Genomic DNA, 15,351 nt, shown 5'->3' on the forward strand with positions numbered 1-15,351 from the left:
TTTTATTGACCACTACATATGAAAGATAATAAAGGACATGGATTCCAAAAAGAAGAAAATAAAATAGAGCTTTATACAAAAATAGAAATTTTTTTGAATAAACACCTATAATCTCGGCTGACTATCTTTTACATTTTTATTAAAATGTAGCCTTTTGATTATGCTTATACTTAAGTCTTATTTTTGATTGTAATTAGTATAAAAGCACTGTTTTATATTAAGTATTCCACTTTTTAGTTTGTGGTAAAAATCAGTTTATACGTTTATACTTACCTTGTAATTTAAAGGTTAATACCAACAAGCAAGAGAGATATAAATGAAAGAAGTCCGATCTTTTGTTAAAACTGCATCATTAACAGAGCTTGAAAAAGCACAACAATTAATTAGTGATGCAATTGCAAAATATACTGAGCAGCTACAAGCTAAACAGGAAGTGTTGGATCTTTTAAAAGAAAAAGGACTTACGTTAGAAGATTTACAAGATGGCGCAGCCGATAAGCGAACTAAAGTTAAAGCTAAGTATCGCATTGAAGTTGACGGTGAATTCATTGAATGGACTGGCCGTGGGCGTCGTCCAAAAGCGTTTGAAGGTGTTGATTTACAAAAGCACTTAGCTTAAAAGTACAAAAGAGATACATTGCTTCTCTTTTGTTTTCTACCAATTGTTATAACTGAACCTTAATAGTTTTAGTCTTTATTTACTAAGTAATCCTCACTCAAATCCAACTTTTCCTATGAGCTATACATTAAGACCTTACCAACAAGAAGCAGTAGAGCGCACTGTTTTACATTTTAGAGCGACAAACGACCCCGCTATTATTGTACTACCCACAGGTGCAGGGAAAAGTCTCGTAATAGCTGAACTTGCGCGAATAGCTAAGCAAAAAATATTAGTGCTTGCACACGTTAAAGAGCTAGTAGAGCAAAACTCACAAAAATATAAAAGTTTTGGTTTAGAGGCGAGTATATTCTCAGCAGGCTTAAAAGAGAAATCTTTAAATCATCAAGTAACTTTTGCGAGCGTGCAATCTTTATCAAGAAATTTAAATAAATTAAATGAGCATTATTCTTTGCTCATTATAGATGAATGCCACAGAGTCAATGGTGATAAAAAAAGCCAATACGGTAAAGTTATAAACGCTCTAAAAGAGTATAACCCTCATTTAAAAGTATTGGGTTTAACGGCTACACCTTATAGATTAGGAGTGGGATGGATATATCACCATCATTACCATGGTTTTGTTAAAGGCACGAAAGAAAGCCCATTTAAAAGTTGTATATTTGAGTTACCGCTCAGGTATATGATCAAACATAATTACTTAACGCCGCCAAATGAAGTTGACGCAGCAATTAGTCATTATGATTTTTCGTCTTTAGAGTCTAATGCATTTGGGCAATATACGACTGACGATATGAATGCGCTTTTAAAAAATAGTGAACGTGCTACGCAAGCCATATTAACGCAAGTCATGAAATATAGTGAAGAGCGTGAAGGTGTTATGATTTTTGCGGCTACCGTTATGCACGCCCAAGAGATTTTAAGCTATTTACCTCAAAAGCAAAGTGCGCTAATAACAGGCGATACCCCTAATACTGAACGCGATAAAATTATAAAACGGTTTAAAGCAAAGCAGCTAAAATACTTGGTTAATATATCGGTGTTAACGACAGGGTTTGATGCACCTCATGTCGACTTTATCGCAATTTTAAGACCTACAGAATCTGTAAGTTTATATCAGCAAATAGTGGGGCGAGGGTTGAGATTATCTGAATCAAAAACCGACTGCCTTGTAATTGACTATGCTGGAAATGGTTTTAATTTATTTCACCCTGAAGTGGGCGATAAAAAAGGCGATAGTGATAACGAGCCTGTACAAGTGCCTTGCCCAGGCTGTGGCTTTGCTAATATTTTTTGGGGAAAAACCGATGCTGATGGCAAAGTAGTTGAGCATTTTGGCAGGCGCTGCCAAGGCCTTCTAGAAGATGATGAAGGTAACAAGCAGCAGTGCGATTATCGTTTTAGATTTAAAGAGTGCGACCAATGCGGCGCTCAAAACGATATAGCAGCCCGTAAATGTCATGATTGCGGAGCAGTAATGGCCGACCCTGACGACAAGCTACGTAACGCACTTAATTTAAAAGACGCGTTAGTACTGCGCTGCAGTGGGTTATCAGTGGTTCAACTTAAAGACGATTTAATTAAGTTAACGTACTTTGATGAAGATGGCGCAAGCTGCGATGAAGTTTATAACCTTGCCAGTAAAGGTGGGCAGTTTGTATTTAATAAGCAATTTGGTAAGCGAGTAGGGCAAGGACAAACACCTATAAATTTTAAAAATGCAGAGCAGGTAATCAAAGCGCAGTATGATTTAGTGCCACCTGATTTTGTTATTGCACGCAAAAGTAAAAAGTATGGGTGGAAAGTGGCTGATAAACTGTTTGACTATAAGGGAAGCTTTAGAAAGGCAAATCAGTTAAACCGTTAAGCTTAACTGACTTTAAAAGGTTAGGCGGCGTCTTCGTCCATTAATCCCCAGCCATCACCATAACCATTATAGCTATTAGCAATACTTTCTAGATATTGCTCAGCTTGCCCTAATAGTGTGTGCTCTGGCACCATTTGAACATGAGTAATTACTTCCCATACGCCAGTATCTTTGCATTTTTCAACATCAGCGCTTTGAACTAATGCATCAGAGATTATTTCTTTAGCAAACTTTTCTGCATCGGCTTGTTGCTCAAATAAAATGAAAAAATCGATTTGGTGCATTTTATTTAAATCAACGCCAGCATCGGCTATTTCGGCTAAAAGTTGGCCGTTATCATCATCAGGGAATTGCATTAAAAACTCGTTTAAAATTAATTTTGTATACATATACGCTATTGTAACCAAATTATTGTCATTACGCGTACAAATTTTAATTATGCCGATACTTATTCAAAGTTAAATTTACGCGATAGATTGTCACTAAGTTAATGTGTTGCTCATTATGGCTATGCTAATATGCAGGTAGTTGACCAGTTATGTATAAGATATTTAAAGTAAGGATATTTACTTGTTTATTAAGTTTTTACGCTGCATGTGTATTGCGGGAGCCTTAATTTCGGCAAACAGCTATGCAGCAGAAAAAGTCATAGAAGATTATGATATAAAAGGTATTAGCGGTGATTTAGAAAATAACGTAGCGCTTTATCTTAAGCAATTAATTGGCGAGAAACCAACGCGTACGCTTCGTCGCTATGCACAAAAACAAGTACAAAATAGTATTAAGGCGCTGGGCTATTATAACCCGACTGTTGACGTTATATTTGATGACAATGACGGCGAATTAATTGTTGAGGTTGAGCGCGGGCCTGCAACGCGTATTGAAGCAATTAATATTACCTTAAATGGTGAAGGCAAAGACGATACTCAGCTGCAAACGCTAATAAATAACATTAGCTTAAAACAGGGTGATATTTTAAACCACGGGCAATACGACTCCGCACATAAAAAAATTGAATCGATGCTTTTAGAGCTTGGTTATTTTGATGCTAAATGGCCAGCACGAAAATTAGAGGTGTCGGTGCAAAAAAATAGTGCCGTTATTACCTTCGTAATTAATACAGGTGTGCGCTATAAATTTGGCGATATTGAAATTGCGAGTAATACTCCGGCTGAAAAATACATACGTTCTTTAGCTCCATTCGCTCAAAACCAACCCTATAAATCAACACGTATAGCTGATTATAATCTTGATTTATCAAGCACACCTTATTTTGCCAGTGTTCGCGTGTATGCTGATATTGCTGCGCGTAAAAATGGTTTGGTACCAATTAAAGTTGATGTTCTTCCCAAACCAGCAAATAGCTATGAAGTTGGGGGGGGATACAGCACTGATTTAGGACCAAAAATACGTTTTAAATGGAGCAAGCCCTGGATCACAGAAGATGGCCACTACCTAGAGACGAATTTAAATGTAGCGCAAAAGCAACAAGATATTTCAATGGCTTACACCATTCCTGTTGACGATCCTAATGATGACTTGTGGCGGTTCTCTGTAGGTTACAAATTAGAAGATGAACTCACAAATGATACCTACAGCGAAATACTAACGGGCCAATTACAGCGTCAATGGTTGACCGAAAACAAATGGGTGCGCACAGCTTTTTTGCGCAGAGACCAAGAAACTTACCGTATTGGTGATGAGCCTGAAGAAAGTACTGAAATGTTAATGCCGGGTATTAGTTACGCTCGTAAAAAATCAAAGGGCAGGACAACTCCTTATTGGGGAGAGCAGTGGTTGATTTCGGCTGAATTTGGCTTAGATGATGTTCTCTCAAGTACTAATTTAGTAAGAGTACAAATGCAACATGCGTGGCTACGTACCTATTTAGATAAGCATTTGGTGTTTTTAAAAGCAAATGTAGGTGCAATGCTCGTTGATGATATTGAAAACGTACCTTACTCACTTCGCTTTTACGCCGGCGGCGATCAAAGCGTTCGTGGCTTTGCATACCAATCAATTTCGCCAGAAAATGATGATGGCGACCTTATAGGTGGTAAATACTTACTAACCAGTACAATAGAGTACAACTACCAATTTGCTCAAAATTGGCGCGCGGCTTTATTTGTTGATGGCGGTACAGCTACAAATGATTTTTCAGATGATTTTGAGGTAGGTGCTGGTTTTGGTTTTCGTTATTTAACACCTGTTGGCCCTGTGCGTATAGACCATGCATGGGGATTAACAAAAGAGAGTAAAAGTACACGCTTGAGTATTACCATAGGGCCAGAAATTTAATGTCAGTATTTAAAAAAATAACAGCCGCTGTAAGTGCTACATTAATCACGCTGCTTGTTAGCGTATTTTGTTTATTATTCACAGCCCCGGGTAATCAATTCATTGCCTACAGTGCAAACAAAGCAGTGGATGGGCTACATATTGAGATTAAAGATGGTCGCTTTATTTATAACGATGCTTTTAATGTTCGTTTTGAAAATAACGGTTTAGTTTTTAATGCGCAGCAACTAAAAATAGATTTATTTTGGTGGCAATGTGATGGCATTTGTATTGAAAACTTAAGCGCTAAATCTATAAAATTAACCTTGCCAAAAACAGTCGAGGCCCAGGATGAAACACCCTCTGAGCCCCTTGAAAAAATCACCTTACCCTTTAATGTTTCATTAAAAAATATAGCGGTTTATGATTTTACATTAAACCACCCTAGTGCAGATGTGAATGTTAATAATTTTAAATTATCAGCTAAAGCTGAAGGTTCAAAACTCACAGTAAAGAGCTTAAATATTCCCAGTATACTTGTTGCTTTAAAAGAGCAAGAACAACCTGTTAAGGCACAAACTGCTCAAAGCAGCAAAGACCCACTTACACAATTGCCAGCACTTCCTGATATTGAATTTACATCACCCATTGATTTAGCCATTGAGGCTTTTGATATTGCAAAAGTGACAATTGAACAGGGCGAAGCACAGCATAATATCGAAAACATTTCTCTGTTATTAAGTGTAGAAGACGCAGCTATTAATTTGCAGGCGCTTTCAGCCACATATGAGCAATGGCAGCTTAATACCCAATTAAATGCAAAGCTTGCAGGTAACTTGCCTATAAAAGGCCAAGTAACTTTGCAAAGTGATGCACACCAAGCAAATTTACAGTTAAACGGTGATTTAGCTGACTTAAATTTAAATTTAGAAACGAGAGGACAGTATCCGCTCACGTTAACCGCGAACGCTAATTTAAAGCAAAAAAATTACCCATTTGAACTAAGCGGAAAAATCAACCAATGGCTTATTGATGCGCAAAGTAACGAACTTAAAGTTAAAAATGTAAGCCTTAACGCAAATGGTAACGCCGATGACTACCAACTCAATTTGCAGGCTAACAGCCAATTAGGTGCTTATCCGGCTGTTGATCTTAATACTCAGCTATCAGGAAGTTTAACTCAAGCCACGCTTAAAACATTAAGTATTAAAGCTAACGAAAGTAGCGCAATCATAAAAGCTAATGTTGATTGGCAACAGGGCATTAAAACGAGTTTTAACGGTACGCTTGCAAACTTAAAAGCACAGTATTTCACGGATGCTGCAACCAGTGACATTTCAGGACAGTTTAAGGGGGCATTTACCGCTGAAGCCGGCTCGTGGCAACTAAAAATGGATGATACTAAGTTAAGCGGATTACTAAACGAGGTACCCCTTGAGTTTGCGTCAAACTTTCAGCTTGATGATGCATTAAAAGCCAATATCGATAGCCTTTATTTAAGTAGCGGCACTAATAAATTAGTACTCAGTGGGCAAGTTGATGATGGCTGGAAAGTTGATGGTAAAATAACACTTCAAAGTAATGAAGAGGCAAACATGCCATTTATTGCCAACGGCACCGCCAATTTAAAAGTGAGAGGTGAGAGGTTAACGCCTTCTGTTGATTTGGCTTTAGTGCTAGATAGTTTTATTTACAATGAAATTAACGTCAATAAATTTAACGTAAAGGGACAACTAGATACTAGTGCGGATTGGCAAACAAACTTATCCGTGAGTGTTGGCTCTGCGCTGGTGGCTGATCAAAAAATAAATAGCGTAAAAATTGATGCAACTGGAGATAAAACAGATCATCAGCTTATTGCATCGGTAGATGCCGAGCAGGGCAGTGTTGAACTTGAACTAAATGGCAAAATCAATAATGCCACGTGGAATGGTGAGCTTAGTAATGTAACGCTTGGTGATAAAAAGCTCAGTTTTAGCAACACTAAAAATATTGCCGTAATGTTTAACTCTCAAAATGGTGATTTTGATGTAAGTGCACACTGTTGGGCTTCTGAGCAAAGTGAGCTTTGTATAAACACGCTTGCCCAAACTAAAGAGCTTGGCCTGTTAAATGCGACGTTAAATAATTTAGCGCTTGAAGAGCTTAAACACTTTCTGCCAAAAGATATCCATACTCGTGGTGATTTAACAGGCGACGTGGCACTTAATTGGCAAAGCGGTGCGCTTAAAACACTGCGTACGAATATAAACTCCAAAGATTTAACCGCAATATTAACTTCAGAAGAGGACCGATTTAAATTACCTATAGAAACTCTTAGTGTGAGTGCCTTTTCAGACTCTCAAACAGGGCAGCTCAAAGCTAATTTAGAATCAAGCGTTTTAGGTAAAATTAATGCACAAATTAATATTGATGACATACAAAATACGCAAGCGCTTAATGGTAGTGTTAATATTGAAAAAATATTGCTTTCAGACTTGCAGCCATTTTTAGAAACCCTAGAGGAATTAAAAGGTGATATTAGCGGTAAAGTAGCACTTTCGGGTACGTTACAAGACCCATTATTAAACGGCGAGCTTAACGTAAACGATATCAACCTTGAGGGCGAGCAGCTCCCTATTGCGCTACAAAAATCTAATATAAACATAGTGTTTGATAAAACGACTGCCACAATAGAGGGCAATCTAAACGACAATCAAGGTGGTAAAGTAAAGCTAACTGGCGATGTTGATTGGCAAGGTGAGCAACCAGCTGTAAACGTTGATGTAGCGGGAGAGCAGTTTTTTGTAAGGGCACAACAAGGCGTTACATTTAAAGTATCACCCGACTTAAAAATAGGGTTAGCTAATAATGCACTTAAGCTAGCGGGGGAAGTGGTTGTACCGTATGGTCGTATAATGATTGAAGAGCTTCCAGAGGGAGCGGTACAAGTAAGTGACGATGAAATTATTGTTGACCAACAAACACAAGAGACAGAAAAGGTGCCTTTTGATTATGACATAAACTTAAAAGTGATTGTTAAAAATGACGTAAAAGTAGAGTCGTTCGGGTTAGAGTCTAAAGTGGCAGGGGATTTAGCGATTAAAATGAGCCAAGGTGCGCCTATTATTGCCACCGGCGAACTTAACTTGATAGATGGTACCTATTTAGCATTTGGCCAAGATTTAATAATAAGTACTGGGCAAGTCGGTTTTAGCGGCTCAATTGAGCAGCCATACTTAAATATTAAAGCAATACGTAACCCAGATAACACCGCTAATGATGTAATTGCAGGGGTTACGTTAACGGGTAATGTTGAACAGCCAACACTTAAAGTGTTTTCTGAGCCCGCGATGGATCAAGCGCAAGCATTGGCATATTTACTTAACGGGCAACCATTAGGGGATGGCGAGGGGTCATCTAGTGATGCAATGCTTACACAATTACTACTTTCTCAAGGTGTTAGCCGAAGTGAAGGCGTGGTCTCTAAAGTGGGCGAAACGTTTGGTCTATCTGATGTTAGCTTAAGTTCGTCAGGCAGTGGTGATAGTACCAAAGTAGAAATATCAGGCTATATAGCACCAAGCTTACAGGTAAAGTACAGTGTAGGCGTATTTGATTCTTTAAGTGAAGTGGCTGTACGGTATCAATTGCTTTCACAGTTATATATAGAGATAACCAGTGGATTATATCAAAACGTAGATGTGTTATATAAGTTTGACTGGGACTAAGTCTAAATTTTGTATTATAAGGATTATATGAAAGCGTTATATTTAATGGCATGTATTGCAGCGTTATCGGGATGTGCTCAGCATGCCAAACCCACTCAAGATGTAGCATTAGCTGTAAGCGCAAGTGATGTATTAAATAATGCTAAAGCAGACGAATGGCAAACGGTAAGCACACAAAATATTTTAAAAATAACGTTGCCCACAGGCTCAGCTTATATTGAGCTCAATCCTTTACTTGCACCTAAACATACCGCGCATATAAAACAATTAGCGCGGGAGGGTTTTTATAAAAACACCAGTGTTTATCGTTTTGTTGAAGGTTTTGTAGCGCAGGGCGGCGACAGTTCAGGTAATAAAAAAATACAAACAGCTAATAAAACGGTACCTGCAGAGTTTTATTTAGAAACGATTCAACCTCTTAAAATTACCGCGTTAAAGGGCGATGGTTACGCGCCTGTAACGGGGTTTTTAAATGGTTTTGCAGTAGCGCAAAATCAAACACATACACAAACCTGGCAAGTTCATTGTAATGGGGTATTTGCAATGGCGCGCGGGAACGATACCGACAGTGCAAGCACAGAGTTTTTTGTAACCATAGGACAAAGCCCTCGTTATCTTGATAAAAACATTACGGTGTTTGGCCGAGTACTTGAAGGTATGGAGCATTTTAACCGCTTGCAGCGAATACCAACCGATGGTATTGCATTTAACCCCATAACAAATGTGCAAGTATTAGCTGATGTTAAAAACGATAAAAGTGCATTTAAAGTAATGAAAACAGATTCTGTATCGTTCACACAACTCATTAATGCTCGTAAAAACCGTACTGAGCCATGGTTTGTGCAGTCTTACAATTATGTGGATGTATGTGCGATGCCTATACCAACAAAGCGTATTGATTAGAGTAACACCAACATTAAAAAAGGAGCTTAAGCTCCTTTTTTAATGTTCATACTTTAGTGTTTAGGGTATTTACTGACGATTAATCTTAACGGCAAACGGTGTATCATTATAGTGCGTTGAACGGTACGGGTTAATGTCTAACCCACCTCGGCGTGTATAACGTGCGTACACTTCAAGTTCTTTAATGTTTAATTGCGTGGTTAAGTCACTATAAATACGCTCTACACATTGCTCATGAAACTCATTATGCGTCCTAAACGATATTAAGTAACGCAGTAGCGATTCACGACATATTTTCTCGCCTGTATATCTAATAATAATGCTCGCCCAATCAGGCTGAGAGGTTATTAAACAGTTTGATTTAAGTAAGTGGCTATGAAGTGTTTCTGTAACTACAGTGTCACTTTGTGCTTTTAGAGAGTAAGCGTCAATGTCGTAATTATCTATCTCGATGTCTAAATCATCAATACACTCACCAGGAAGCGCAGTGCAAGGTAGGCAGTTGTAGTCATCTGCATTATATAAAGTTACTTTTACAGGGCTATTAACAGCATTCGATAAATCGTCAATTAAATGCTGCTTAACCACTTCATTACTACCAAAGCGAGTTTGATTAAAGCTATTTAGATAAAGCTTGAACGATTTAGACTCAATAATATGGCTGCTTTGACATTCAAAGGTAAATAAAGCCACTGCAACTTGCGGTTTACCTTTAGCGTTTAACCACGAAAGCTCGTAACCTGTCCAAATATCTTGGCCTTTAAATGGCAGCTCGGCTTCATCAATATTTAGAGCATCACGATTTAGCTTGCGCGCAATAGGGAAAAGCAAGCTTGGCGTATAGTCGTCTACATACTCAGTAGATTGCCCTAATACACTGCCTTTAAGGTCTGGAGAATTGCTGTAATCTGTCATGTTTGCTCTTAAATAGTTACAATAGGAACATTATATCTAATTTAATTGAGTTTCACAGTATGTCTGTTGCATTGCTTTTAGAACAACTTCACCATCAATTTAGCGAAAATACCTTTAAAAAAACCGCTAAATATCCACTTATAGCGCATGATGAGCAATGGCCGAGCCCCTCTGAGCTTGGAGAGGTTGACGAACAAGGCAATATTCAATGGCAAGGCGTACGCCAGCAGCCAGCAGGCTCATTAAACGATTTAGCTAAGGCATTAGAGCTTGAGTTTCCAAAAGCGCTTAGCGAGCTTTATGGTCACATGTACGGTGGAAGTATTTTGGCAAGTATTGATGGTCATCAAGTTGAGCTATTACAAGCTTGGAATAGTGATGATTTCGACATGCTACAACAAAACATAACAGGTCATGTTTTAATGAAAAGAAAGTTAAAGCAGCCAGAAACAGTGTTTATAGGCTTAACAGATCAAGACGATTTATTAGTCAGTGTTTTAATTCATACTGGGGAAGTTTGTTTAGAGCATGTCGGCAAAAAAACGCACCATGTGCTTGCACCAAATTTAGAATCGTTTTTAAAAGCGCTTGAAGTTTAAAATGTAATTAATAAATCAGCTTAGCGTTATCACTAAGCTGATTTTAAAAACGCATTAGTAGTGGCTACTGAAAATCCCACGACACATTAGAGACTAATCCGCACGGCTCACATCTAAAATCAAACAGCCCAAACCAAGGCTCATCTAGTTTCCAATCACTATTACAGCCAGGGCATTTACGTTCAAGTTCAGAGGCTTTATCAACACCGCCAACACGGTATAAGTAATAGTAAACTGGCTTTTTAGTTAAAAAACTAATGCGCTTAGTTATGTCTTTTCCACGGCGATATAAATCGCTTTGTGTACTCGATATTTCTTCAAGAGCAGGAAACTCACAGCGTGTTGCGCCATTAATCTGTATTTGATCGCATGCTTGCCAATCTTCTTGCCACTTAATTAGCGTTTTATAATCGCCATTGGCTATAGCGGGTATATTAAATAGTGGCACGGGCAAAAAGTCATCACCACAATAAAGCGGGCTACAGGTGTGCACATAAGTTGTGTACAAGATATAGCTTGATGGCTCCTTACAGCAATCAGCTCCGTTTGAATGAATATCCTGGCCGATAATTTTAACTTTAGGGGCAAGCAAACCAGCAGTATTAAGTAGCTCAATACTGTGTTTTACAAACGGGCTATTATTTAGAGGATGCATGGCATCCTCTGTAGGGCACATTACACGGGTGATGAAGTAACCGTCTTTTAACACGGTTGGGAATTCTTCCCCCATTATTTGGCCATTAAAACGCAGGGCATTTACTAAGCGGTTTATTGCTTGTTCGGCTTGTTCTAGGGTAGTGTCTTGGTAGCAATCAAATGTTAAATCAACAACGAACATTTATAGTCTCAAATTATTTTTGCTCTAGCAAAGCGAGTAACCTATCAAGCTTTTGCTCAATTCTATCTAGTTGACTAGTTTTAGGTTCGTTATCGCTGGTTTGCTGTGGGTTCTTCATTAAGTTATGAATAGATTCAGGGTTATTCTTATACTGACTTACTGCGGCAATTATCATAGGCATAGGCACTGATTTTGCTAAACGGCCTTTAGTAAGTGCAACAGTGGGAGTTTTGCCTTCCTCAAGAAGGACTTTAATTGCATCAAATACAACTGAATTCATTAGGTAATAACTCTTTAATATATAAATGCGCAGCACGTAGGCTGCGCGGATGCTATGTTAGCAATAAATAGGGGAGGGCACATTAATTAATGTGCCAAATACGATTAGTTACTTTGTCTAATTCTTACATCAAGTTCATCAATTACTTCGCTCCAGGCACCATCTTCTTCAAGTGACTCCGTTAGGAAGTGCTGCTGTGCTTCATCCCAAAAAGGGGCGTTTTGAAGTAATGTCGTGTCGTCGAGCTTATGGTTGGCAATAAAATCATCAATTTGCTCTTCAGAATTTGGTAAACCAAGCTGTGCAAATAAGGTGTTTATGTCGTGCTTTGTTGTATCCATAATATAGCTCCATGTAATGATAACAATTTATTAAATGCGCCTTTTAACCAGCCTCAGTAAAAATTGACCTCGTTAAGTCGCTCATAGAATTAATATACTCAATATTAGATTTATCCAACGTTGGAGTACGATTATAAGCTTGGCTAGCTAAACTCTAGCTGAATTGACGCTTTTTTCACTTTAGGTATATAGTTAACTGGTAATTAGGCATATTTAAAAACTTAGCGAAAGAGGAAGTAGGATGACCACAGACACACCAACAGACACTTTTAGCGTACAGCATTTAGCCGCAGAAGATCTAAGTATTGCTGCGAGCCTTATTTACCAGGCTTATCATGACGATCCTATGTTGCAAACGCTGCTTAATTATGACGACAATAACAAATCCGCCTACGAAAAAAAGCTTCGTTCACTTGTTCGCGAAGAGCTTAGTTCCTTTTGGCAAGAAAAACAGCCTTTAATAGGCTTGTACCGTAATGGAAGGTTAAAAGCGGTAGCGTGTGTATTTGAGTCTAATAGCCAATTGCAGCCAGAGCGCTATTGGCATTGGCGTTTAAAACTTATGCTCAGTGCTGGTTTTTTGCAAACTAACCAATTAATAGAAAAAGAAAAAACTATACGTGATGCATTAAAAGAGCAGGGTAATTATTACTTTTTAGCATTTATAGCGGTCGATCCACACTTTCATGGCCAAGGACTAGGGCGATGTTTATTAAGAGGGTTAGATGACCTTGTAAAGTCAAATTCAACAGCAACAGGCATGGCTGTTTTTGTTACACGTAAAGAGCACTCCAAATTTTTTAAAACCGAGGGCTTTAAAGCACTAAATCAACTTACTTTTAATAAAATCGACGGTGACTTGCTGTTTAAATAATGGTTTAACTGAATAGTTTGTACGGTTAATTGAATTTTTAACTATTTATGTGTGAGTAATACGCCAAAACGGACATAAGGCCGTGAGATATATCCTACATTGACGTGAGTGTTAATAGATAAAGGCCTGTGATAATAGGTCTTTTTTGGTTTAAGTTACTAATATGTATGGTTTATTTTTTTTTGCATATTTATTACACTCATTTATTTTTTGTTAAGTGCTATTACCAAACCAAGTTTGCTTTAAACTTTACTTTGTCAAGACGACATAGCTTAACGATTAAGCTACTGCCAAGGATACGGAATAGGCAACATAGCAGGCGCTAGCAGGAAGCACAAAGGACAAGTTAAAACGGATACAAGGATGAATAAGGAAGTGCAAGAGGCACTTAGTAGCTAGGAGTTACTTTAGGATATTCACGGATGAGGCTACAGGAAGTAGCAGGAACGTTAGTTTACGTAGGATGGCCAAGGCGGCAAGAGGAAAATGCAGGATGCATAAAGTGGCAGGAGCTACTTAAAAGGATGACCACGGATGAAGCTGCGGTATGTAGCTACGCGTTAGATTACGCAGGTTAATCAGGAAGGTTAAGGATATTGCAGGATGCAATGGGAGGGTAAACAAGGTTGTTTGCTCGTTCAGGGGATGATAATACGGATTTATAGATAAAGGATATCTAGCAGGATGCAGTCCAATTGGGGCGTAACTTTAGTTACGCCTTAGTTTTTTGTATTAAGTTTAGTTTTAAGCATTAAAAAGCGCTTAAAATACTTTTATATTTTATGCGGCGGAACAACCACACTTTTCAAAAACTCATTTTCCATTATAAGCACACCTTGATAAGCATTCTCACCATCGCTTGAAAATTCAAATATAAATTCACTTTTAATACCTGGCTTACCGTTTTTTAAAAAACCAAAACGGCGCTTAGTGCATGCAACACTCATTAGCTGTACTTGCAATTGATCGCTTTGGCGCTTTGCATGAACGTTCGCTGCTTCAGCAACTTTTCGGTTAAGCCAAAATAAATAAATTACACTACCAATAAGTATGAACGTCCATAAGCTTGCCATTAAGAGAATAACCTTCCAATTGCTCGTGCGAGGGTTTCGCTACGATTTTCTTTTCGTAATAAACCTAATAAATGAGGGCGAATAGTGGGTATTGCAACTAGATCGGCAAACACACTAGGGAACAGCTCCGCTATTGCTTGATGCTGTGCACAATTATCCATAAATATATGTAACCGCTCAGGGTCTTCTAACTGCATAAAACAGCGCCCTGCAATGGTTAAAAGTACGTCCGAATCGCTACCAAGTGATGAGCTTAATGCTGCATCAACCAGTTGTGTGCTTAGCCCTTGCGCTTGCCCTTTAGACAATGAGCGCAGTGCAGCGGTTAAAGCTATGGTATCGTTATTTTCAATTGCAGCTTGACCATAGGTTAATAAAAGCTCACTCAAAGATGTGGGTATTTCAACATGTTCAAGCATTGCGCTAAGTGGTTGTAATACTTCAAGCGGTAAATGCGCCCACGCGTTTTGTAAGTTGCTTAAATTTGCGTCGTTATCTAGGCGTAGTGCAAAATCTGCAATACCTTGAAGTGCAACACTTTGCCAGTTATCAAAGCCAATTTTGCCGCTAAAGTATAATTGTGCGTGTTCGTAATATTGCGAAGCCGGTTGTTTTAATAGCACTTTAAGCTGTGCGTTAAACGCAGCTAACTTATTTGCATTAGGTGTAAAAACATAAGGGTTGTTATCAAGTTTTCCATCAGCCTGCTCACCTGTAATTTCAGTGCCTAAAGCCTCAATAACCATATTAGCAAAATGATCGCGGCTTGCACTTACCAGTTTGCTTTGTTCATCAAGCGGAAACTTTAAAAACCACACGTATGGTTCTTTGCTTGCTTTACTATCCCAAAATTGAATAGCAAGCCATGCATGACCCCCAAGAGGGTAAGGGTACGGGGTTTGAGCTTGTTCAATGGCTAAAAACTGTTTTTTATCAAGCTTAGTTATATGTCTGCCAATATCAAAAGCACGCCACTGAGTACCTGCACCGTCTAAAAGTTGGCCTAATGTGGCTATGTGTTCGCTCATTGTATTCTCAACTGTTTTTACTGCTAA

14 protein-coding genes are annotated in these 15,351 nt (G+C 38.4%); 7 read left to right on the plus strand and 7 right to left on the minus strand.

Annotated elements, in window-relative coordinates:
* Positions 1-316: 316 nt before the first annotated feature.
* Both J8L73_RS16255 and J8L73_RS16260 read left to right on the plus strand, forming a co-directional pair.
* On the plus strand, positions 317-619 hold the full coding sequence (locus J8L73_RS16255; protein ID WP_211000623.1) for an H-NS histone family protein: 303 nt from the start codon (positions 317-319) through the stop codon (positions 617-619).
* Positions 620-734: 115 nt separating this feature from the next.
* Positions 735-2,486: a DEAD/DEAH box helicase gene (locus J8L73_RS16260; protein WP_211018675.1), complete on the plus strand. Its 1,752-nt coding sequence runs from the start codon at positions 735-737 to the stop codon at positions 2,484-2,486.
* 20 nt (positions 2,487-2,506) lie between these two features.
* On the opposite strand, the gene J8L73_RS16265 is transcribed toward J8L73_RS16260, so the two are convergent.
* Positions 2,507-2,842, minus strand: coding sequence for a ribonuclease E inhibitor RraB (locus J8L73_RS16265; protein ID WP_211000621.1), 336 nt, complete (start codon positions 2,840-2,842; stop codon positions 2,507-2,509).
* 214 nt (positions 2,843-3,056) lie between these two features.
* Here J8L73_RS16265 and J8L73_RS16270 point away from each other — a divergent pair, with 214 nt between their 5' ends.
* Genes J8L73_RS16270 through J8L73_RS16280 form a run of 3 tightly spaced genes read left to right on the plus strand, consistent with a single transcriptional unit; the run spans position 3,057 to position 9,376 of the window.
* The gene (locus J8L73_RS16270) at positions 3,057-4,784 is read left to right on the plus strand and encodes an autotransporter assembly complex family protein (protein WP_211018676.1); all 1,728 of its coding nucleotides are present in this window, start codon (positions 3,057-3,059) and stop codon (positions 4,782-4,784) included.
* The gene (locus J8L73_RS16275) at positions 4,784-8,473 is read left to right on the plus strand and encodes a translocation/assembly module TamB domain-containing protein (RefSeq protein WP_211018678.1); all 3,690 of its coding nucleotides are present in this window, start codon (positions 4,784-4,786) and stop codon (positions 8,471-8,473) included. The genes J8L73_RS16270 and J8L73_RS16275 overlap by 1 nt, the downstream gene beginning before the upstream one ends.
* Before the next feature lie 27 nt (positions 8,474-8,500).
* Complete coding sequence (locus tag J8L73_RS16280; protein WP_211018680.1) at positions 8,501-9,376, plus strand: peptidylprolyl isomerase; 876 nt, start codon at positions 8,501-8,503, stop codon at positions 9,374-9,376.
* Between the two features lie 69 nt (positions 9,377-9,445).
* Here the strand turns inward: J8L73_RS16280 and queF are convergent, their stop codons facing one another.
* Entirely contained in the window at positions 9,446-10,291 is an 846-nt protein-coding gene (queF, locus tag J8L73_RS16285) for an NADPH-dependent 7-cyano-7-deazaguanine reductase QueF (RefSeq protein WP_211018683.1), read from the minus strand.
* Between the two features lie 59 nt (positions 10,292-10,350).
* Between queF and syd the strand changes: the two genes are divergently transcribed.
* Positions 10,351-10,890, plus strand: a complete 540-nt coding sequence (gene syd / locus J8L73_RS16290) for a SecY-interacting protein (RefSeq protein ID WP_211018685.1) — start codon at positions 10,351-10,353, stop codon at positions 10,888-10,890.
* A gap of 64 nt (positions 10,891-10,954) precedes the next feature.
* Here the strand turns inward: syd and J8L73_RS16295 are convergent, their stop codons facing one another.
* From J8L73_RS16295 to J8L73_RS16305, 3 genes are all read right to left on the minus strand, one after another.
* The gene (locus J8L73_RS16295; protein WP_211000615.1) at positions 10,955-11,728 is read right to left on the minus strand and encodes a Zn-ribbon-containing protein; all 774 of its coding nucleotides are present in this window, start codon (positions 11,726-11,728) and stop codon (positions 10,955-10,957) included.
* Positions 11,729-11,741: 13 nt separating this feature from the next.
* The gene (locus J8L73_RS16300) at positions 11,742-12,008 is read right to left on the minus strand and encodes a hypothetical protein (protein WP_211018686.1); all 267 of its coding nucleotides are present in this window, start codon (positions 12,006-12,008) and stop codon (positions 11,742-11,744) included.
* 104 nt (positions 12,009-12,112) lie between these two features.
* A complete protein-coding gene (locus J8L73_RS16305; protein ID WP_211000613.1) occupies positions 12,113-12,349 on the minus strand; it encodes a DUF2789 domain-containing protein in 237 nt (78 codons plus the stop codon).
* Positions 12,350-12,590: 241 nt separating this feature from the next.
* On the opposite strand from J8L73_RS16305, the gene J8L73_RS16310 reads away from it, so the two are divergent.
* Positions 12,591-13,223 carry a GNAT family N-acetyltransferase gene (locus J8L73_RS16310; protein ID WP_211018688.1) on the plus strand — a complete coding sequence of 211 codons (633 nt, stop codon included), beginning with the start codon at positions 12,591-12,593 and terminating at the stop codon, positions 13,221-13,223.
* Positions 13,224-13,996: 773 nt separating this feature from the next.
* On the opposite strand, the gene J8L73_RS16315 is transcribed toward J8L73_RS16310, so the two are convergent.
* Positions 13,997-14,296: a DUF3301 domain-containing protein gene (locus J8L73_RS16315; RefSeq protein WP_138682846.1), complete on the minus strand. Its 300-nt coding sequence runs from the start codon at positions 14,294-14,296 to the stop codon at positions 13,997-13,999.
* Positions 14,296-15,324, minus strand: a complete 1,029-nt coding sequence (locus J8L73_RS16320) for a DUF3549 family protein (RefSeq protein WP_211018690.1) — start codon at positions 15,322-15,324, stop codon at positions 14,296-14,298. The genes J8L73_RS16315 and J8L73_RS16320 overlap by 1 nt, the downstream gene beginning before the upstream one ends.
* Between the last annotated feature and the right edge of the window lie 27 nt (positions 15,325-15,351).

It is taken from the genome of Pseudoalteromonas sp. MMG006 (assembly GCF_018101025.1).
In the GTDB taxonomy this organism is placed as follows: Bacteria; Pseudomonadota; Gammaproteobacteria; order Enterobacterales; family Alteromonadaceae; genus Pseudoalteromonas.